Here is a 19,087-nt window from a genome sequence, read left to right as displayed (position 1 = left end):
AGGCGCGCACGCATAAAGGCAAAGTGACACGAAGGACGACAGGGGAGCATCAGCTCCCCTTTTTATGGCCAGCCTTCCCGGCCGGTTACCTTCGGGGCGTCGCCACACGACGTTAAAAATGACTCCCGGCCATGCTGCATGGCCCACTGCGAATGGCGTCTGGCAAACAACGCGATTTGCCGACACCCTGTGAGGTTCACGGATGCCTCGCCTTTACCTGGCCCTGCTGCTGTTGTGGCTCGCCTGCCCGAGCTGGGCGCTGACGCCTGCGCCGCTGGATAGCGACGACCTGCGCCTGCCTCTGGGCTCTTACACCGGTTACTACGAAGATGTGCACGGCTCCCTTGGCGCAGAGCAGGTGCTGGGACTGGATGACGACCTTTTCCACGAAGTCGACGGCGACCATATCAACCTCGGCAAGAACGCTTCCGTCTGGTGGTTCAGGATTCGCCTGGTCAATACCCTAGAACAGGAGCTGGGCGGCTACCTCGAAATCAACTATCCGTTGCTCGACCACCTGCAGGTTCACCTGATCACCCCTGACGGCAAGCACCTGCAGCAGGAAAGCGGCGACAGCTTCGCCTTCTCCCAGCGGCCGGTGCAGGTCCGTAACTTCTGGTTTCCCATGCAGCTCGAACCCGGCGTCAGCACGCTGCTGGTCCGCGTGGAAACCACCAGCACGGTATTCGTGCCGTTGTTCTTCGCTACTTACGGCGCCAGCGCAGCCGCGCAGGAAAATCTGATGGGTTTCAACGGCGCCTTCTACGGCGTGCTGTTCGCCATGTTCTGCTACAACCTGTTCCTCTACCTGTCGCTGCGCGAATCGGCCTATCTCTGGTACCTGGCCTACAATCTCAATGTCGGCCTGCTCGCCGCCTGCTTCGACGGCATGCTGTTCAAACTGCTGCCCGAACACGTGACCTTGCAGTCGGTGAGCATCTACATCCTGATGTACCTGCATTGCCTCACGGCCATCCAGTTCAGCCGCCATTTCCTTCATGCCCGGCAGTACTTTCCCCGTCTGGACACCTGCCTGCGCCTGCTGATGCTGATCTGCGTCGGCTGCCTGCTGTCAGTGCCGCTGATCGGTTTCGCAGCCTGGAACATCCTGGCCAGCGTCACCGTTTCCCTGGTCTCGCTGATCCTCCTGCTGACCGGCATCTACGTCTGGCGCCGCGGCGTGCGCTACGGCTCCTACTACACCCTGGCCTGGGCCATCCTGCTGTTCGCCTTCATCCAGGCCACCACCGGTTCGCTGGGGCTGGAAGTGCTCGGCGTATTCGGCGCCACGGTGGTGAAGATCGGCGTGACCATCGAGCTGATCACCCTCTCGATTGGCCTCGCCGACCGTATCAACCTGCTCAAGGAGGAAGGCTTCCAGTCCCGCCGCGCCGCCGAGCAGGCTGCCTTCGAGAGTCAGGCCAAGAGCCGCTTCCTGGCCAAGATGAGCCACGAGATCCGCACTCCGCTCAATGGCGTGCTGGGCATGCTGCAGTTGCTGCGCGAAACATCGCTGGATCGCAGTCAGCGCTTTTATGTCGACACCATTTCCAGCTCCGGCAGCTCGCTGATGGCGGTGATCAACGACATCCTCGACTACGCCCGCATCGAGTCGGGCAAGCTTAGCCTGGAGCAGATCGAGTTCGATCTCGAAGACATGATCTCCGATACCCTCAGCCTGTTCACCGGCCAGGCGCTGGACAAGCGTCTGCGCCTCTACGTCAGCCTGGAAAGTGGCGTACCACGGCACATTCAGGGCGACCCGACACGGCTCAAGCAGGTGCTGATGAACCTGCTCAGCAACGCCCTCAAGTTCACCGCGGAAGGTCATGTGGCAGTTAGCGTCAGCTGCCGCAGTGATAGCTCCGGCAAGCCGCATCTGGTCTTCGCCATCAGCGACAGCGGTATCGGCATCAGTGAACAGGCTCTGGCGCAGTTGTTCGAGTCCTTCGCCCAGGGCGACTCCAGTACCACACGCCGGTATGGCGGCAGCGGCCTGGGGCTGGCCATCAGCAAGGAACTGGTGGAGATGATGGGTGGCCGCATCGAGGTGCAGAGCACCCTCGGCCAGGGCTCGCGCTTTGCCTTCGACATCCCCTTGCTGAGCGCACAGGAGACGCCCGGAGAACTCAGCCGCCTGCTGGCAGGCCGTACCGCCCTGATCGCCTCACTCGATGGCCTGGGTCTGGACGCCATGAGCCGCCTGCTCGGCCGCTGGGGCATGCGCACCGAGCGCTGCCAGACCCCGGAACGACTGCAGGACTACCTGGAACATTTCGCCGCGCCGCCATTGCTGATACTGATGGCGCCCTGGCCCGGCAGCGTCAACCATTGGCTCGATTCGATCAGGGCAAAACTGCAGGCTCAGCAGCGCGTGCTGTTGATCTGCCCGCCCGAGGCCTGCCGGCAATTGCCGGCGAGCCAGGGCCTGCGTCTGCAACACCTGGCCCAGCCGGTGGCGGTCAACGCGCTGCGTCAGGCACTCACCGGGCTGTACGAAGAACCCAAAGCACAGGTACATCAGTTGGTCAGAAACATCCGCAGCGACAGTAGCGACGCCCCCTGCATCCTGGTGGCGGAAGACAACCCGGTGAACCAGCTGGTGGTTCAGGGGTTCCTGAAGAAACGCGGTTACGGCGTGCGCCTGGTCACCAACGGCAAGGCCGCCGTGGATGAGTACAGCCGTGACCCCGCAGCCGTGCAGCTGATTCTGATGGATTGCGAAATGCCGGTCATGGACGGCTTCGAAGCCACCCGGCAGATCCGTCGCCTGGAGCACAGCCGGCAGCTAGCCGCAGTACCGGTCATCGCGCTCACTGCGCATATCCTTGAAGAACACCGCCAGCATGGTCTGGACGCCGGGATGAATGACTTCCTCGGCAAGCCGCTGGATAGCGGGCTGCTTTACAGCACGCTGGAGCGCTTTCTGAAGCATTCCGGCAACCCGGTCTGAGCGCGCTCGCCGTGTGGCGCCTCATGGCTCTATCATGAGCGCCAACCACTGGAGTCCATTCGCTGTGTTGATCCCCGCTCACCTGCTGCAAGCCGATACCCTGACCGCCCTGATCGAAGACTTCGTCACCCGCGACGGTACCGATAACGGTGATGAAACACCGCTGGAAACCCGTGTACAACGGGTACGCCGCGCTTTGGACAAGGGTGAAGCGGTGATCGTCTTCGATCCCGACAGCCAGCAATGCCAGTTGGCAATGAAGCGCGACGTACCCAGAGAGTGGCTCGATGCGCTGCAGCAATCGCTCAATGATTGACCGTGTGCGCCAGCATCACCGACAGCTGGCATAGCGGTCTGCCGCTCTCGGCCTGCCACTGATTGAAGGCGGCCTGCACGGCGGCCAGCTCCTTCTGGCTGGTCGGGGCCTTGTCGATCACACCCTGCGCCTTCAATGCCGCGACCATGTCGTCGGTCGGGATGAAGGTGTCCTTGCCCACCATGCGCAGGAAACGCGGTGCCGACAGCCCGCCGAGCTGATTGCCGTGCTTGGCCAGGTATTTCCACAAGCCGACGATGTCGGTCACCGGCCAGTCGGCGATCAGCGCGCCGAAACTGCCCTTCTCGCGGCGTACATCGAGGATGAACTGGGCATTGCGCGGCACGCTTTTCAGCTTGCCCAGATGACGGATCAGCCGCGCATCCTGCATCAGATTCTCCAGGCGCTCGGCGCCCATGAGCACCACCTTTTCCGGATCGAAGCCGAAGAACACTTCCTCGAAGGCCGGCCACTTGGCATCTACCAGGCTGTGCTTGAGCCCGGCGCGAAAGATGCGCAGGCTGATCAGCGACAGGTAGCGGTCATCGCTCAGCGCGCGTAGTTCGGCCTCACTGCGCGGCTGCGGCAGCTTGGCCTCCAGCGCCTTGGCAGAACCGAAACGGTTGAGGCAGAACTCGTGCAGCCACTTGTAGTCATGCATGAATCGAATCCTTCATGAAACGGATGACGAAGCCTGCACGCAGAGCCCCGCCTCCCGCAAGGCTCAACCACGCAAACGCTCGGCCGCCTGGCGCAACGCCGCTTCGGTGCCAGCCCAGCCCAGGCAGCCGTCGGTGATCGACACGCCGTAACGCAGGTCTCCGCCGAGCACTTGGCAACCGTCGAACAGATGACTCTCCAGCATCACCCCGCGCAGGCTGGTATCGCCGGCAAGGCGCTGGTCGATCACGCTCTCCAGCACGGCCGGTTGGCGCAGCGGGTCCTTGCCGCTGTTGGCATGGCTGCAGTCGACCATGATGCGCGGCGCGATGCCCTGGCGCTGCAAAGCCTCGCGCGCAGCGGCAACATTGGCGGCATCGTGATTCGGCGCACCGTGGCCGCCGCGCAGCACCAGATGGGTGTCCGGGTTGCCGGCGGTGTGCAGCAACGCCGGATGGCCCAGATCGTCGATGCCGAAATGCTGATGCGGGTGCGCCGCCGAGCGCATGGCATCACAGGCAATGCCGACGCTGCCGTCGGTGCCGTTCTTGAAACCCACCGGCAGATCCAGACCACTGACCATCTCGCGATGCACCTGCGACTCGCTGGTACGCGCACCGATGGCGGCCCAGCCGAGCAGATCATCGAAGTAACCGGCCGCCATCGGTTGCAGCAACTCGCTGGCCAGCGGCAGGCCGCGGTCGAGAATCTCCAGCATCAACTGCCGCGACAGGCGCAGGCCCTCGGCCATGTCGGCGCTGCCATCGAGGTGCGGATCGTACAGCAGCCCCTTCCAGCCCACGGTGGTGCGCGGTTTTTCCACGTAGGCGCGCATCACCAGCAGCAGCTGGTCGTCGACCTGCGGCGCCAGTTCGGCCAGACGCTCGGCGTATTCGAGCGCCGAGGCGCGGTCGTGCAGGGAACAGGGGCCGACCACCACCAGCAGGCGGGAATCGTGACCATCGAGCACGGCGCGGATGGCGGCGCGGTCAGCGGCAATACGTTGGGCGAGCGCAGCAGGCAGCGGCAGGCGCTGGCGCAATACGGCGGGGCTGGGCAGCGGCTGGGCGCTGCGGCGGGCGACAGTGGTGACGGACGAAGCGAGTTGAGCGGAGACGGAAGCATTCATGATCTGGCGGTTCCTTTGGCCGGCGCGGCCTGCGCCGCGCGGCGCTAACTTAGTGTTCGTTGCAAAGGTGGCAGGGCGGTGGTGACGCTGCTAAATCGCCAGTCGTAGCGGTAGTTGCGGTAATAACGGTTCATCTGTGCATCCTCGATCTGTGGCCGTTTTAGGCCGGAAAAAAACAAAACCCCCGGTCGGGTTGCCGACCGGGGGTTTTCTGGAAAACGTCTCTGGTGGCGACCCTGGTTTCTCAGGCCGCCTGTGGGTATCAGGCGAGCCTGTGGCTAAACCAATACCCAAAGAAATAATACGCCGCAGTCGCGACCGACTGCGCACACGCCAACACGGTGCGCGCGGCACCGGCTTGCAGCATGGACAGGAGGTTGAGACTGGCGGACATGGAATTCTCCGAAACGATGGCTGAACCATACTCCAGGCCTTTGCGACCTGCAAGTGCCCCGCCAAAGCCCCCCACTGCCCGCATCGCTTGCGGAGAGGGCTTTGGCCGTGAGTCTTACAGGCTCATCACATCGACAAAGCGCGGCGTGGCGCTGTCGTCGATCTTCAGGCTCTTGAAATCGAACAGGTTGCGGTCGGCCAGTTGCGAGGGGTGCACGTTCTGCAGGGCGCGGAACATGATCTCGACACGCCCCGGGCTCTTGCGCTCCCACTCCTGCAGCATCTCCTTGACCACCTGGCGCTGCAGGTTCTCCTGCGAACCACAGAGATTGCACGGGATGATGGGAAATTCCTTGAGCTGACTGTAGGCCTCGATATCGGCTTCGGCACAGTAGGCCAGCGGGCGGATCACCACGTTGCGGCCGTCGTCGGAGAGCAACTTGGGCGGCATGGCCTTGAGCGTACCGCCGTAGAACATGTTGAGGAAGAAGGTTTCCAGGATGTCGTCGCGATGGTGCCCCAGGGCCATCTTGGTCGCGCCGATCTCGTCGGCGTAGGTGTACAGGGTGCCACGACGCAGGCGCGAGCACAGCGAGCAGGTGGTCTTGCCCTCGGGGATCTTCTCCTTGACCACCGAGTAGGTGTCCTTCTCGATGATGTGATACGGCACACCGATGGACTCCAGGTACTGCGGCAGCACGTGTTCGGGGAAGCCGGGCTGCTTCTGGTCCATGTTCACCGCGACGATCTCGAACCTGATCGGCGCCACCTTCTGCAGATACAGCAGCACGTCGAGCATGGTGTAGCTGTCCTTGCCGCCGGACAGGCAGACCATCACCTTGTCGCCATCCTCGATCATGTTGAAGTCGGTGATGGCCTCGCCGGCCAGGCGGCGAATGCGCTTCTGCAGTTTGTTCTGGTTGACCGAGAGGGTGCCCATGGTGCGTCGAAATCCGAGGGGGTGGGAACGAAAGCGCGACATTTTACGCACAATGGCGCCGCGGCCCCACCCCACCGGCAACTAAATGCTAGTCTCGGCCGATGAACGACGACCTCGACTCCAGCCAGGACCTCGCCGAACAGGTCCTGCAGCTGCTGCAGGCAGCCCCCGACGGGCTGGCCGAATATGCCCTGATCCAGCAGCTCAAGACGCGCCACAGCGGCCATCTGCCCAACCTGCCGCTGACCGACAAGCTGGTGCTGTTTCGCACGCATTTCTTGCTGTTCAACGCGCTCTACCGCTTGCGCGACCGGCTCTGGCAGCAGCAGGCATATCTGCTCGAAATCAGCCCGCTGTGCATCCGCCTGCTGCCCTATCAACCGGGTAGCGCAGCGCTGAGCGAACGCGACGAGCTGCGCGACTACTATCTGGACATGAGCCACCTGCGCGAGACCGACGAACGCGATGTGGAACGTCTGCTGACCAGCTTCTGGACGCGCATGCAGGGCGGCGACGAAAAGCAGGCAGCACTGGAGCTGTTCGAACTCGCCCACGAGCGAACGCTCGATTTGCCTCGCATCAAGCAGCGCTACCGACAAATGGTCAGCGTGCATCATCCGGATCGGGGCGGCAGCACAGAGCGGTTGCAGTCGATCAACCTGGCCATGGAAATTCTTGAGCGCTATTACCACTAGCAGCTAGAGAGCGATTTGCTCTAAAGCCAGACACCACGCCGGCTCCTGGCCCTGCCTATACTGCGACACAAGGTCGCATAGATTCGGTCTGGCGCTTGGTGCAGCAGCATGCAAACCGGGCTTGCGCAGGGGGGCGACCGTCATAAGAAAAGGAGGTGTCTGGCATGATCCACCACGTTTGGGGGCTCTTCACCCATCCCGATCAAGAATGGCAAGAAATCCGTGGCGAGGAGGAATCCATCAGCCACATGTACCTCACCCACGTTCTGATTCTCGCGGCGATTCCCGCCATCTCAGCCTATATCGGCACCACCCAGGTTGGCTGGGCCATCGGTGACCGAGCGCCCGTCATGCTTACCGAAGGCAGTGCGATGGTGATGACCATCATGTCCTATCTGGCGATGCTCGCTGGCGTGGCCGTAATGGGCGCTTTCATCCACTGGATGGCGCGCACCTACGATGCCAATCCGAGCCTGAGCCAGTGCGTGGTCTTCGCCGCCTATACCGCCACCCCGCTGTTCATCGGAGGTCTCGCAGCGCTCTACCCGCATCTGTGGCTGGGCATGGTCGTCGGTACGGTAGCGATCTGTTACACCGTCTACCTGCTCTATGTCGGCATACCGACCTTCATGAACATTCCCGACGACGAGGGCTTCATGTTCTCCAGCTCGGTGCTGGCAGTCGGTCTGGTCGTGCTGGTGGCGATGATCGCCAGCTCGGTCATTCTCTGGGGCATGGGCATCGGCCCGGTCTACATCAGCTGATCAACAATCGACGAAACGGCAGGCCGCCCTCGGGCGGCCTTTTTCTTGTCCGTAGCGGTGGAAAATTTGAGTTGAACCCCAGGCCGCTACGGCTGCCCCACCTATAAAGGCAGTCAGCGGATGGACAGACCATGTATGCGAACCTCTATACCCTTCTCACCCGCCCGGACCGCGCCTGGACGGCGATTCGTCAGGACGAAGAGCGCAACAGCGCCAATTATCTGCCCTATCTCCTGCTTTTCAGCCTGTTACCCGCGGTGTGCCTGTTCATCGGCACCCACTGGGTCGGATGGAGCCTGGTCGAGAAAGAGCGCATTCGTCTTGAGGCGACAAGCGCTCTGCAGTTGAGCGTACTGCTCTATCTGGCGACGCTGATCGGCGTAGTCATCATGGGCTACTTCCTGCGATACATGTCGCGCACCTTCGAGGCCAGGCCCACGTTCAACCAGTGCATCGGGTTCATTGCCTACGCCTGCACCCCTTTCTTTCTCGCAGGCATCGCCGCGCTCTACCCTACCCGCTGGTTGGCGATACTGGTTCTGCTGGCGGCCTGCGCGCATACCTCTTATCTGATCTACGTCGGCCTGCCGCGCTTCATGCGCATCGACAATCAGCAGGGCTTTCTCTACGCCTCATCGATGATCGGCGTTGGTCTGCTGGTGGTGGTCACCGTACTGGTCAGCATGATCCTGTTCTGGACCTACACCCTTGAGCCGGACTATCAGCGAACGGTGCAACAGGATCAGAGCCGCGGCACGCAACAGGAACGCATGCAGCCGCCAGGGGACGAGTGATACCTGCGCAGACGGGCTGCTTGCGGCATAATCCGCCCTCAGCCCGTACCTGCGCCAGCCATGCCCGAACAGATTCACGCCCGCGTAGAAGCCTGCTACCAACAGGCGGAAGCCTTCTTCAAGCAACGCTTCGCCCGCCCCGAGATCAGCTTCAAGCTGCGTGGGCAGAAGGCGGGCGTCGCGCACCTGACGGAAAACAAGCTGCGCTTCAACCTGCCCCTGTACCGGGCCAACCATGAAGACTTCCTGCGCCAGACGGTGCCCCACGAAGTCGCTCACATGATCGCCCACCAGCTGTTCGGCCCGCGCATTCAACCCCACGGCGAGGAATGGCAATTGATCATGCGCGGCGTCTACGAGCTGCCTGCGCATCGCTGCCACAGTTACGAAGTCGAACGCCGTAAGGTCAAGCGCTTCATCTACCGCTGCAGTTGCGTGGACGGCGAATTCCCCTTCTCCGCTCAACGTCACGCGCTGGTAGCCAAGGGGCGTCGCTACTACTGCCGCCGCTGCAAGGCGACCCTGCATTTCACCGGCGAGCAGCGCCAGGAATGATCTGCCGCCCTTGCTCGCTTCAACCGAACACGCGCGCCTCGCGCAGCGCGGCGATTCGCTCGGCGTCGTAGCCCAGCTCCGCCAGCACCTGTTCGGTATGCGCACCAACTGCCGCGCCCACATGCCGGGGCGGCGGCAAGCCGTCGGAGAACTTCAGCGGGCAGGCCAGTTGTGCCTGCGCTGGCAAACCTTCACGCGGCACTTCCACAACCAGCTCGCGCGCCCTGATCTGCGGATGCTGCACCGCCTCGGACAGCGGCAGCATGGGCTCGACGCAGGCATCCAGTTCGGCGAACATCTGGCTCCACTCGGCAAAGTCGCGTTTCTCGAACTCGATCTCGATCTCGCGCTTCAGCGCGCGCTGGTCCTCGGGCTTCTGCGACAGCCCCCGCGCCGCCAGTTCGGGGCGGCCAATGGCAGCGCAGAACTGCTGCATGAACTGCGGTTCCAGGCTGCCGACGGAGAACCAGCGGCCATCGCGCGTGCGGTAGTAGTCATAGAAACTGCCACCATTGAGCGCCTGGTTTTCCATGTCGGGCTCGACCCCGCCGGCAAGATAGCCGGCACCGGCCATGCCATTCAGGCTGAAGGCGCAGTCGGTCATGCTCACGTCGACCTGCTGGCCCTGGCCACTGATCTGGCGCTGCACCACCGCTGCCAGCAAACCGATCACCCCATGCAGCGAACCGCCCGCCAGATCGGCCAACTGCACGCCCAGCGGCAACGGGCCACGATCCTGGCGGCCGGTGTAGCTGGCGATGCCGGCCAGTGCCAGGTAGTTGATGTCGTGCCCGGCACGATCGCGATAAGGCCCGCTCTGGCCGTAACCGGTGATCGACACGTAGATCAGCCGTGGGTTGATCGCCTTGAGCGCCTCGTAACCGACACCCAGCTTGTCCATCACGCCAGGGCGGAACTGTTCGAGCACGATGTCGTACTCGTTCACCAGTTGCTTGACCACCTCCACCGCTTCGGGGCGCTTGAGGTCCAGGGCGATGCTGCGCTTGTTGCGGTTCAGATAGGCGTGGCTGGTGGACGTCCCGCCATCGTGCGGCGGCAGCACGCGCACCAGATCCATGCGCGTAGGCGACTCCACCCGCAGCACTTCCGCGCCCATGTCGGCCAGCAACAGCGACGCGAACGGCCCCGGCAGCAGCGTGGAAAAATCGAGAATCTTCAGTGACGACAGGGGACCAGACATGGTGACTCCAGAAAACAGGTAATGGCGTAAGGTGAATCAGTGTTCCCAGACGATGACGGCATCGCTGACCAGACCGTCAATGACCTCGGCATAACGCACCTCAAGTACATTGCGGCGAATCTTCATGGTCGGCGTCATGCTGCCGTTATCCACCGTCCAGCCCTCGCTGACCAGATAGAAATGGCTGACGCGCTCATGCGGCTGCAACTGCTGATTGACCGCATGCAGGTGTGACGACAGCGCTTGCTCGATCACCTCGCGCGATTGCTGGCGGGCAGCCGGCGACAGTTCGATCAGGGCCAGCGGCTGGTCGAGATTGCTGCCCATCAGGCATACCTGCTCGACCCAGTGACTCTTGGCGATCTCGCCCTCGATGGGTGCCGGCGCCACGTATTTGCCCTTGCTGGTCTTGAAGATGTCCTTCACCCGCCCGGTAATGCGCAGGTAGCCCGCCTCATCCAGCTGGCCACGATCACCGCTGTGCAACCAGCCATCCTTGAGCGTTTCAGCGGTTTTCTCGGGTTCGCGGTAATAACCCTGCATCAGCGTCTCGCTACGCAGCAGAATCTCGCCACTGTCACTGATGCGCACCTGCAGATGCGGCATCGGCCTGCCGACGGTGCCGAAACGCACCTGCCCCGGACGATTGAAGCAGCCGTAGGCGAAGTGCTCGGTCATGCCGTAGCCCTCGCAAATGGTCATGCCCAGACGCTGGTACCACTCCAGCAGCCCGGTGGAGATTGCCGCAGCCCCCGATACGAGTACCCGCGCCCGATCCAGCCCCAGCCCTGCGCGGATCTTGCGCGCCACCAGGCGCCCGAGCAGCGGAATGCGCAGCAGACGCTCGAGCCTGTGCGCCGGCAGCTTCTCCAGCACGCCTTGCTGAAAGCGCGTCCACAGCCGTGGCACCGAGAAGAACACCGTCGGGCGCACATGGCGCAAGTCGCTGGCGAAGGTCTCCAGCGATTCGACGAACCCCACCGGGGCACCGCAGTAAAGGCTGTTGAACTCCACCAGAAAGCGCTCGGCGGCATGTGACAGCGGCAGGTAGGAGAAGAACTGATCCTGCGGGGTCATGCTCAGCTCCGCTGTGGCGTTGGTCGATGAGAACGCCATGGCGCGGGCCGAGAGCATCACGCCCTTGGGCTGACCGGTAGTGCCGGAGGTATAGAGAATCGACAGCAGATCCTCGTCACGCTGCGTACGCGTGCCGAAAAGAGGCTCGTGCGCAGCCAGCAAGGCCTGCCACTGATGCTCGGCGGGCATGGTCGGATAAGGCATGGCAATGCGGGTGATATGCGGTGCGATGCCGGTGGCCAGCTTGTCCGGTTCATCCAGCTTGCCCACCAGAATCACCTTGCAGCCGGCATGCTCCAGCACATAGGCGATCTGCTCCGGGGCCTGCAGCGGATACAGCGGCACGCTGACCAGTCCCGCATGCTGAATCGCCAGATCGCTGATGAACCATTCGGCGCAGTTCTTCGCCAGCAGAGCAACGCGTTCGCCCGGCACGCAACCCAGTGCCAGCAGCGCGCTGGCCAGGCGCCTTGCCTGATCATCGACCTGGCGCCAGCTGTGGTCACGCCAGACACCATCGACCGGCTGACGCAGCCAGATGGCGTCAGGCTGCCGGTCCAGCCAGTGGTTGAAGCGCTCGAGAGGCAGTTGCAGGGTCATGGAAGATCGCCTTCTTGTAGTTATGGTTCTCCCGCTCATCACAGTGAGCGCGCTATGACGATAGACCTCGTCTACGCCTGCGTGGGGAAACCTACAACTTCATCCCGCGACTGATGATCTCCTTCATGATCTCCGAAGTACCGGCGAAGATCCGCTGAATCCGCGCATTCGCGTACATCTTGCAGATCGGGTATTCCCACATGTAGCCCCAGCCACCGTGCAGCTGCACGCCCTCATCCACCACCTTGCCGAGCAGTTCGGTGGTGAACAGCTTGGCCTCGGCAGCCACTTCCGGGGTGAGCTTCATCTGGTTGTGATCCATCACGCAGCGGTCGGTAAACACCTGTGCCACGTCGATCTGCGTGCGCATTTCCGCCAGTTTGAAGCGGGTGTTCTGAAAGTGCGCCACCGGGCGGCCGAAGGCCTGGCGCTCCCTCACGTATTCGATGGTGGTCTGCAGCGCAGCCTCGGCCCCCGCCACTGCGCCGCAAGCATTGGTCAGGCGCTCCTGGGCGAGCATGTTCATCAGGTAGAAGAAACCGGCCTTGGCATCACCCAGCAGGTTTTCCTTCGGCACCCTGACGTCATTGAAGAACAGCTCGGCAGTGTCCTGACTGTGCATGCCGAGCTTCTTCAGCTTCTTGCCGCGCTCGAATCCAGGCATGCCGCGCTCAACCAGAAACAGACCCATGGCGTGCTTGCTGGCAGGATCGGTCTTGGCCGCGACTATGACTAAATCGGCCAGGTAGCCATTGGAGATGAACACCTTGGACCCGTTGAGCAGCCAGTGGTCACCCTTGTCCACCGCCGTGGTGCGCATGCCGGCCAGATCGGAGCCGGCCGAAGGCTCGGTCATCGCCACAGCGAGGATGCTCTCGCCGCTGATGATGCCCGGCAGCAACCGCGCCTTCTGTTCGGCATTGCCGTACTCGGCGATATAGGGGCCGCACAGCGCCGAGTGCAGCGGGATCATGAAGCCGGGCTCGTTGATGCGCGCCAGCTCCTCGCACATGATCTGCTCGTAACGAAAATCCTTGAGCCCCGCGCCACCGTATTCCTCGTCCGCCCAGGGCAGCAGAAAGCCCATCGCGCCGGCCTTGCGCCACACGCTGCGATCAACCACACCGGCCTCTTCCCATTCCTCCTGATGGGGCACCACCTCCTTGTCGAGAAACGCCGCGAAAGCATCACGGAACAGGTTGTGCTCGGTGTCGAAATGGTTGCGTTGCATGGGGCGGGTCCTCCGCTACTTGTTATGCCCCCGAGGTTAAGGGCCGCCCCTCGCCCCCTCAATGACCCATGTGCTCAGCCTCGGTTGACCCAATCGCTCGGCTGGCTTGCCCAAGCCAAGCGCAGCTGCCTACCATCGACCACCTTTCGCAGTCGGAACCCCAACATGCGTGAACGCACCATCGCCAGCCACTTCGTCCGCGCTGCCCTGCGCGGTGCCGACCGTCACGGCCTGGCCTGTGAGGCGATTCTGCGTCAGGCCGGCATCCAGCCAGCCGTGCTCGTCGAGCCACGCGCGCGCATTGCCCCCGAGCAATTCGCCCGGCTGATGCAACTGCTGTGGGAAGCGCTGGACGACGAGTACCTGGGCTTTGGCCGTCAGCCGAGCAGACGGGGCACGTTCGCCATGATGGGTCATGCCATCATCCACTGCCGCAGCCTGGAACGGGCCCTGAGCCGCGGCGCGATGTTCTACGGCCTGTTTCCCGACGCGCCCCGCATTCAACTGCAGCGCGAAGGCGACTGGGCACGGCTGAGTGTGGACGGCAGTACGCTGTGGGACCCGGACCACTTCCTGGTGGAAAGCCTGCTGGTCATCTGGCACCGCCTGGGTAGCTGGCTGATCGGCCAGCGCATCCGCCTGGAAGAAGCCACCTTCGCCTACCCCGAACCCGGGCACGCCGCCGAATACGAACTGCTGTTCCCCTGTAACCGGCGCTTCGCCGCCGGGCAAAACAGCCTGCTGTTCCATGCCCGCTACCTGACGATGCCCCTGCTGCAGGACGAACGCACCCTCAAGCAGTTCCTCCAGCACTCCCCGGCCGACCTGCTGGCACGCCCCGATGGTGGCGACAGCCTGATCAGCCAGATTCGGCGCCTGCTCGGTCGTGACTGCCGCACCTGGCCGGACCTGGAACAGGTCGCCCAGCACCTGCACACCAGCCCGCAAACCCTGCGCCGCCATCTGCGCGAAGAAGGCACCAGCTTTCAGGAACTCAAGGACCACCTGCGCCGCGACCTCGCCATCTACCACCTGGGCCGCGACGAACTGGCGATTCAGGACATCGCCGAACAGCTCGGCTTTTCCGAGCCCTCGGCCTTTCACCGCGCCTTCAAGAAATGGACTGGGTTGACGCCTGGCGCTTATCGGGCGCAGGAGGGGTGAGAGGTATTGCTGCCTGTCCTAACAACCGCATAACAACAGGTTCAAACCGTTCGCTTCGCTCACTGCGGGACCAGCTGATCATGAACCATCAGGAAGCGCAGAACCTGCAGGAGCTCTGCGCAGGAGGATGGAAACCATAGGAATGATGTTGTTGCCCAGCAACCTCCCAGCGGCAACGGCTAACGGCTGCCACTCAGTCGTACAACCGCACCCTGAAACAGGCACCGCCCAGCTCCGAGTCCTCCAGACTCAATTCGCCGTCGTAGCTTTCGATGATGTCTTCCACCACCGCCAGGCCGATGCCCTGCCCCGGGTTCTGCGCGTCCAGCCGCTCGCCGCGCTGTAGCACCCGTTCACGCTGGTGGTGCGGTACGCCGGGGCCGTCGTCCTCGATGGTGAGAAGGCAGCCACCGGCCAATGGCTGCAGCCTGACGCGTACGCGATGCAGACACAGGCGGTAGGCGTTCTCCAGAAGATTGCCGAGCAGCTCCATCAGCGCGCCACGTTCCATGGTGATCTGACTGTGCTCAGGCACTTCCAGGGTCGCTTCCACGCGCTTGTCGCGGTAGACCTTGTCCAGCGATAGACACAGGCCGTCGAGCAACGGCCAGACCTGCTCACGATGGCGCACCAGGCCACTGCGCCGCAGACTGGCACGCTGCAACTGGTAGCCGACCTGCTGGCTCATGCGTTCGATCTGCGCCTGCATCAGTTGTGCCTGCTCGCGATTCTCGGCCTGTGCGGCAAGGGTTTCACCGATGCCCTGGAGCACGCTGAGCGGTGTTTTCAGGCTATGGGCAAGGTCTTCCAGTGAGTCGCGATAACGTTCGCGCTGACGCCGCTCGCTGTCGAGCAGCCGGTTGAGGGAATTGGTCAGGCGCAACAGTTCGCGCGGGTGTTGGTCACTCAGACGCTGGCGGGTACCCGCCTCTACGCCGTCGAGTTCGTCACTCAGGCCTCGCAGGCTGCGAAAACCCCAGGTCAGGCCGAACCAGAGCAGCCCCAGCAATACCAGCAGCGCGATGCCCAGCCACAGCCGCAACTGCCAGACGAAACCGTTGAACAGCCCCTGATACTCGCGCGTCGGCTGCATGGTCACGATGCTCAGGGCTGTTTCGTCACCCCGCAGCAGGTCTACTTCGATGTCATACACGAAATATTCCTGGCCGGCCTCGTCGCGAATCCGCATGAACTCGTGGCCACGACCGTCGTACTGCGGCAGGTAGCGCACCAGTTCGTCCATGGAGGAGCGTGAACGCCAGATCAGCTGACCGTCACGGTCGAAGATGAAACCCAGCAGGTGCGAATCGAGATTGTCGAATTCCTCGTCCGGCATCTTGTCCGGCATGTGCAGCTTGCCGTCCTGAATGCGCGCAGCGGAGATCAATGCCGCCGCATCGGAAGCCAGGCGTTTTGCCACGGTCTGTTCGAGGGCCATGAGAAACACGCCCTGCAGCACGGGCATCAACAACAGCATGAACAACATCGCCAGCGCCGCGCTGACCAGCATCAGGCGCAGGCGCAGGGAGCCGAAGCGAATGCGCAGCTTGCGCAAAAAGCCGCGCGCCCGCCTCACTTGCAGCGCTCGTTGAACATGTAGCCCTGACCGCGCACGGTTTCTATCGCCTTGCTGTCCAGCACGGTATCCAGCTTGCGCCGCAGGCGCCCGACCAGAACCTCGATGACATTCGGATCACGCTCGTCATCACCCGGATAGAGTTGCTCCATCAGGCGCTCCTTGGCCACCACCTGCTGGTGGTGCAGCATGAGGTATTCGAGAATGCGGTATTCGTAGGCCGTCAGTTGCAGGGACTGCTCATCCACCGTGGCCTGTTTGCGGTTGAGGTCCAGCACCAGGGAACCGGCCTCGATGGTCGACTTGGTGAACCCGGAAGAACGCCGCAGCAGTGCGTTGAGGCGGGCCTCCAGCTCTTCGAACTGAAAAGGCTTCACCACATAGTCATCTGCACCGCAGGAAAGCCCCTCGACCTTGTCCTGCCAGTTGCCGCGCGCGGTGAGTATCAGGATTGGAAAATTCTTGTCCTGGCTGCGCAGTTGGCGGATCAGATCGATGCCGCTCATGCCCGGCAAACCGAGATCGACGAGGGCCAGGTCATGATTGAAGGACTCAGCTCGATACAGTGCCTCTTCGGCAGTGCGCACGGCATCCACCACATGCCCGTTTTCACTGAGGCGAGTGAACAGATGGTGACGCAGCAGCGCCTCATCCTCCACCACCAGCAATTTCATGGGACGTCCCCCTTATTCAGTTATACGAAGGCCGGGCAGATGCCCGGCCTGGTAACGCTAAGCCATCGTCAGAAGGCGAAGTCAGCACCGAGGTAGAGCTGCGAACTGCTGTGCAGGTCCAGCGAGCCGGCCTTGCCGGCCCCATGCGGCGCCATTTCCGTGCTGGCATTGGTACGCAGATAGCGATAGCCAGCTTCGATCGAGGTATTGCTGTTCAGTTCCTGGAGGATACCGGCCTGCAGGCCTGCGGCAAGCCCGATGTCGCTGTCGCGGGAAAAGCCGCGGCTCTCCTGCTCGAGCTTGACCAGACCGCCGGTCACGCCGCCGAACAGCTTGGTGTTGTTGCTGCCCAGCGGAACGAACATGTCGTAGCTGCCGAGCAGATTCTGCTGGCGCAGCTTGTAGCCATTGTGACTGTCGGAGACGTTTTCGTAGGTCGCGTAATAGCGACTATCGGCGGTTTTCTGACCAGCGCGGATGCCCCAGGTACCCTTGCCGTCGATCACCTTGTCCAGCTTCGGGTTGCCGAGGTTGGCATTCAGCGCGTTGGACTTCTGGATATTGTTGTCGGTTTGGCCCCAGGTCAGACCGACGAAATTGTCGTTGGCCTGGGCAGCGGTTGCACCCAGGGCCAGACAGGTAGCGAATGCGATACGGTTCAGGGTGATTTTCATCGAATCGTTCCTCTCGTTGCAGTTCTGATCAACTCGGCAACAAGTCTGGGGGAAGACTACTGAATCACCGCTGAACCCTCCTTGAACCTGCACTGAACGAGCGACAAACAGCCTAAATACGCCGCACCAGAGCGGCAGCGGCAATGAACAGGCCAGCCAGCACGGCGAGCAATGCCAGCCATCCGGCGTGTTCCCAGACATAACCACCGACATAGCCCACCAGGCTGGAGCCGAGGTAATAGGCACACAGATACAGCGCCGACGCCTGGGCCTTGGCGCCCTGCGCGTGAATACCGACCTGCCCGCTGGCCACCGCGTGAGCGGCGAAGAAACCCAGCGTGAACAATGCCAGTCCCGCCACGGCAGCCGCGAGCCACGGCGCAGCGCAAAGGGCCACCCCCAGCAGCATCAGACCGATGCCGCCATGCAGCACCTGGCGTGCGCCAAAACGTGGAACCAGTCGCCCGGCCCAGCCGGCACTGAAAATACCCAGCAGGTAAACGGTGAACAGCAGGCCAATCACCGTGGACGAGAGGTTGAAGGGCTCACCGGCCAGGCGAAAACCAACGTAGTTGAACAGTGCAACGAAGCCGCCCATCAGCAGAAAGGCCAGGCCGAACAGAATGCGCAGGCGCGGATTGCCCAGATGCAGGGCGAAGTTGCGCAGCAGGCCACACATGGACAGCGGCTGAGCCGTGAAATGTCGCGAAGGCGGCAACAGCCAGAGAAACAGCCCCAACGCCAGCAGCCCCAGCCCGGCGATTCCGCCCAGCGCCCACGACCAGCCGCCGATATCGCTGAGCAGGCCGGCCAGCAGGCGCCCGAGCAGGCCGCCCAGCGCCGTGCCACCGATATACAGGCCCATCGCGGCCGGCAACGCCTCGGGGTCAAACTCCTCACCGACATAGGCCATGGCCAGTGCCGGCAAACCGCTCAGCGCCAGCCCCAGCAGCGCGCGCAGGAGCAGCAGGCTGCGCCATTCTTCCACCAGCGCGCAAGCAATCCCCAACATCGCCGCCAGGCCCAGCGCTGCCGCCATCACCGGTTTGCGCCCCCAGCTTTCGGCCAGCGCGCCGGATACCAGCAGGCACAGCGCCAGGCTCAGGGTAGTCAGCGACAGAGCCAGGCTGCTGCTGGCGGCCGACACACGAAAGTGCGTGGCCAGCAGCGGTAGCAATGGCTGCACGCAATAGAGCATGGCGAAGGTGGCAAAGCCGGCACAGAACAGCGCCAGGGTGGCACGCCGATAACCAGCGCTACCACGACTGAGATGGGAAGCGGACATAGGGAAGACTCACGAAGCGTGATGCGGGCAAGCAAAGGATAGACAGCCGAAGCCGATCCCAACGGTCGCGTGCCGGCAATGGAACCAGAAGCAAATATTAGCACGCTATCGATAATTCCGAATGCGCTCATCCGTCAGAACATCTGCCCCCGCATTGATCCTGCTCAACTGAGTTTGCCCTTACCAAGAGTAAGGTCTAGCCTGAGTCAAGAAACGCAACGGAGCCGAGCGGATGGAAACCACGCCCGAACGCAAAGCCACGAAAGGCAAGGAAACTCGTCTGTTCGTCTTCCTCGTGGTCTGCCTATTCCCTCTCCTGTCCGTCGCCCTAGTCGGCGGCTACGGTTTCATCATCTGGTTCATGCAGATGCTGCTGGGGCCACCTGGCCCACCCACCTGATCCTTA

At 62.7% G+C, this 19,087-nt stretch carries 18 protein-coding genes; 8 read left to right on the top strand and 10 right to left on the bottom strand.

The genetic code is table 11. The annotated features are described in order from the left end of the window. Positions 1–202: 202 nt before the first annotated feature. Both OEG79_RS07360 and OEG79_RS07355 read left to right on the top strand, forming a co-directional pair. Entirely contained in the window at positions 203–2,953 is a 2,751-nt protein-coding gene (locus tag OEG79_RS07360; RefSeq protein WP_264148129.1) for a hybrid sensor histidine kinase/response regulator, read from the top strand. A 64-nt stretch (positions 2,954–3,017) separates the two neighbouring features. Next, the gene (locus tag OEG79_RS07355; protein WP_264148690.1) at positions 3,018–3,269 is read left to right on the top strand and encodes a YheU family protein; all 252 of its coding nucleotides are present in this window, start codon (positions 3,018–3,020) and stop codon (positions 3,267–3,269) included. Here the strand turns inward: OEG79_RS07355 and OEG79_RS07350 are convergent. The 3 genes from OEG79_RS07350 to ttcA form a co-directional block, all read right to left on the bottom strand. Beyond that, entirely contained in the window at positions 3,259–3,930 is a 672-nt protein-coding gene (locus OEG79_RS07350) for a DNA-3-methyladenine glycosylase I (protein ID WP_264148128.1), read from the bottom strand. The two genes, OEG79_RS07355 and OEG79_RS07350, sit on opposite strands and share 11 nt — an antisense overlap. A gap of 63 nt (positions 3,931–3,993) precedes the next feature. Beyond that, positions 3,994–5,058: a 3-deoxy-7-phosphoheptulonate synthase gene (locus OEG79_RS07345; protein ID WP_264148127.1), complete on the bottom strand. Its 1,065-nt coding sequence runs from the start codon at positions 5,056–5,058 to the stop codon at positions 3,994–3,996. 508 nt (positions 5,059–5,566) lie between these two features. Next, on the bottom strand, positions 5,567–6,391 hold the full coding sequence (gene ttcA, locus OEG79_RS07340; protein WP_264148126.1) for a tRNA 2-thiocytidine(32) synthetase TtcA: 825 nt from the start codon (positions 6,389–6,391) through the stop codon (positions 5,567–5,569). 101 nt (positions 6,392–6,492) lie between these two features. Here ttcA and OEG79_RS07335 point away from each other — a divergent pair, with 101 nt between their 5' ends. The 4 genes from OEG79_RS07335 to OEG79_RS07320 all read left to right on the top strand — a co-directional run bounded on the left by OEG79_RS07335 (position 6,493) and on the right by OEG79_RS07320 (position 9,199). Then, positions 6,493–7,086, top strand: coding sequence for a DNA-J related domain-containing protein (locus OEG79_RS07335; protein WP_264148125.1), 594 nt, complete (start codon positions 6,493–6,495; stop codon positions 7,084–7,086). Between the two features lie 164 nt (positions 7,087–7,250). Continuing rightward, positions 7,251–7,850 carry a Yip1 family protein gene (locus OEG79_RS07330; protein WP_264148124.1) on the top strand — a complete coding sequence of 200 codons (600 nt, stop codon included), beginning with the start codon at positions 7,251–7,253 and terminating at the stop codon, positions 7,848–7,850. Positions 7,851–7,981: 131 nt separating this feature from the next. Then, on the top strand, positions 7,982–8,644 hold the full coding sequence (locus tag OEG79_RS07325; RefSeq protein ID WP_264148123.1) for a Yip1 family protein: 663 nt from the start codon (positions 7,982–7,984) through the stop codon (positions 8,642–8,644). 60 nt (positions 8,645–8,704) lie between these two features. Beyond that, on the top strand, positions 8,705–9,199 hold the full coding sequence (locus tag OEG79_RS07320) for a SprT family zinc-dependent metalloprotease (protein ID WP_264148122.1): 495 nt from the start codon (positions 8,705–8,707) through the stop codon (positions 9,197–9,199). 19 nt (positions 9,200–9,218) lie between these two features. On the opposite strand, the gene OEG79_RS07315 is transcribed toward OEG79_RS07320, so the two are convergent. From OEG79_RS07315 to OEG79_RS07305, 3 genes are all read right to left on the bottom strand, one after another. Further along, the gene (locus OEG79_RS07315; protein WP_264148121.1) at positions 9,219–10,400 is read right to left on the bottom strand and encodes a CaiB/BaiF CoA transferase family protein; all 1,182 of its coding nucleotides are present in this window, start codon (positions 10,398–10,400) and stop codon (positions 9,219–9,221) included. A 36-nt stretch (positions 10,401–10,436) separates the two neighbouring features. Then, positions 10,437–12,077, bottom strand: coding sequence for an AMP-binding protein (locus tag OEG79_RS07310; protein ID WP_264148120.1), 1,641 nt, complete (start codon positions 12,075–12,077; stop codon positions 10,437–10,439). Positions 12,078–12,168: 91 nt separating this feature from the next. Next, positions 12,169–13,308 carry an acyl-CoA dehydrogenase family protein gene (locus OEG79_RS07305; protein WP_264148119.1) on the bottom strand — a complete coding sequence of 380 codons (1,140 nt, stop codon included), beginning with the start codon at positions 13,306–13,308 and terminating at the stop codon, positions 12,169–12,171. A 165-nt stretch (positions 13,309–13,473) separates the two neighbouring features. On the opposite strand from OEG79_RS07305, the gene OEG79_RS07300 reads away from it, so the two are divergent. After that, complete coding sequence (locus OEG79_RS07300; RefSeq protein WP_264148118.1) at positions 13,474–14,472, top strand: AraC family transcriptional regulator; 999 nt, start codon at positions 13,474–13,476, stop codon at positions 14,470–14,472. Between the two features lie 193 nt (positions 14,473–14,665). On the opposite strand, the gene OEG79_RS07295 is transcribed toward OEG79_RS07300, so the two are convergent. The 4 genes from OEG79_RS07295 to OEG79_RS07280 form a co-directional block, all read right to left on the bottom strand. After that, positions 14,666–16,048, bottom strand: a complete 1,383-nt coding sequence (locus tag OEG79_RS07295) for an ATP-binding protein (protein ID WP_276486939.1) — start codon at positions 16,046–16,048, stop codon at positions 14,666–14,668. After that, positions 16,045–16,722 carry a response regulator gene (locus OEG79_RS07290; RefSeq protein WP_264148117.1) on the bottom strand — a complete coding sequence of 226 codons (678 nt, stop codon included), beginning with the start codon at positions 16,720–16,722 and terminating at the stop codon, positions 16,045–16,047. Before OEG79_RS07290 ends, OEG79_RS07295 begins: the two co-directional genes overlap by 4 nt. A gap of 68 nt (positions 16,723–16,790) precedes the next feature. After that, positions 16,791–17,396 carry a porin family protein gene (locus tag OEG79_RS07285; protein ID WP_264148116.1) on the bottom strand — a complete coding sequence of 202 codons (606 nt, stop codon included), beginning with the start codon at positions 17,394–17,396 and terminating at the stop codon, positions 16,791–16,793. 112 nt (positions 17,397–17,508) lie between these two features. Next, entirely contained in the window at positions 17,509–18,681 is a 1,173-nt protein-coding gene (locus OEG79_RS07280) for an MFS transporter (protein WP_264148115.1), read from the bottom strand. Positions 18,682–18,913: 232 nt separating this feature from the next. On the opposite strand from OEG79_RS07280, the gene napE reads away from it, so the two are divergent. Further along, positions 18,914–19,081, top strand: a complete 168-nt coding sequence (gene napE, locus OEG79_RS07275; protein ID WP_264148114.1) for a periplasmic nitrate reductase, NapE protein — start codon at positions 18,914–18,916, stop codon at positions 19,079–19,081. Positions 19,082–19,087 lie beyond the last annotated feature (6 nt).

This window comes from Pseudomonas sp. Z8(2022) (assembly GCF_025837155.1).
GTDB lineage: Bacteria > Pseudomonadota > Gammaproteobacteria > Pseudomonadales > Pseudomonadaceae > Aquipseudomonas.
The sequence above is the reverse complement of the archived record's forward strand: the minus strand, read 5'-3'. Positions and strand labels throughout refer to the sequence as shown.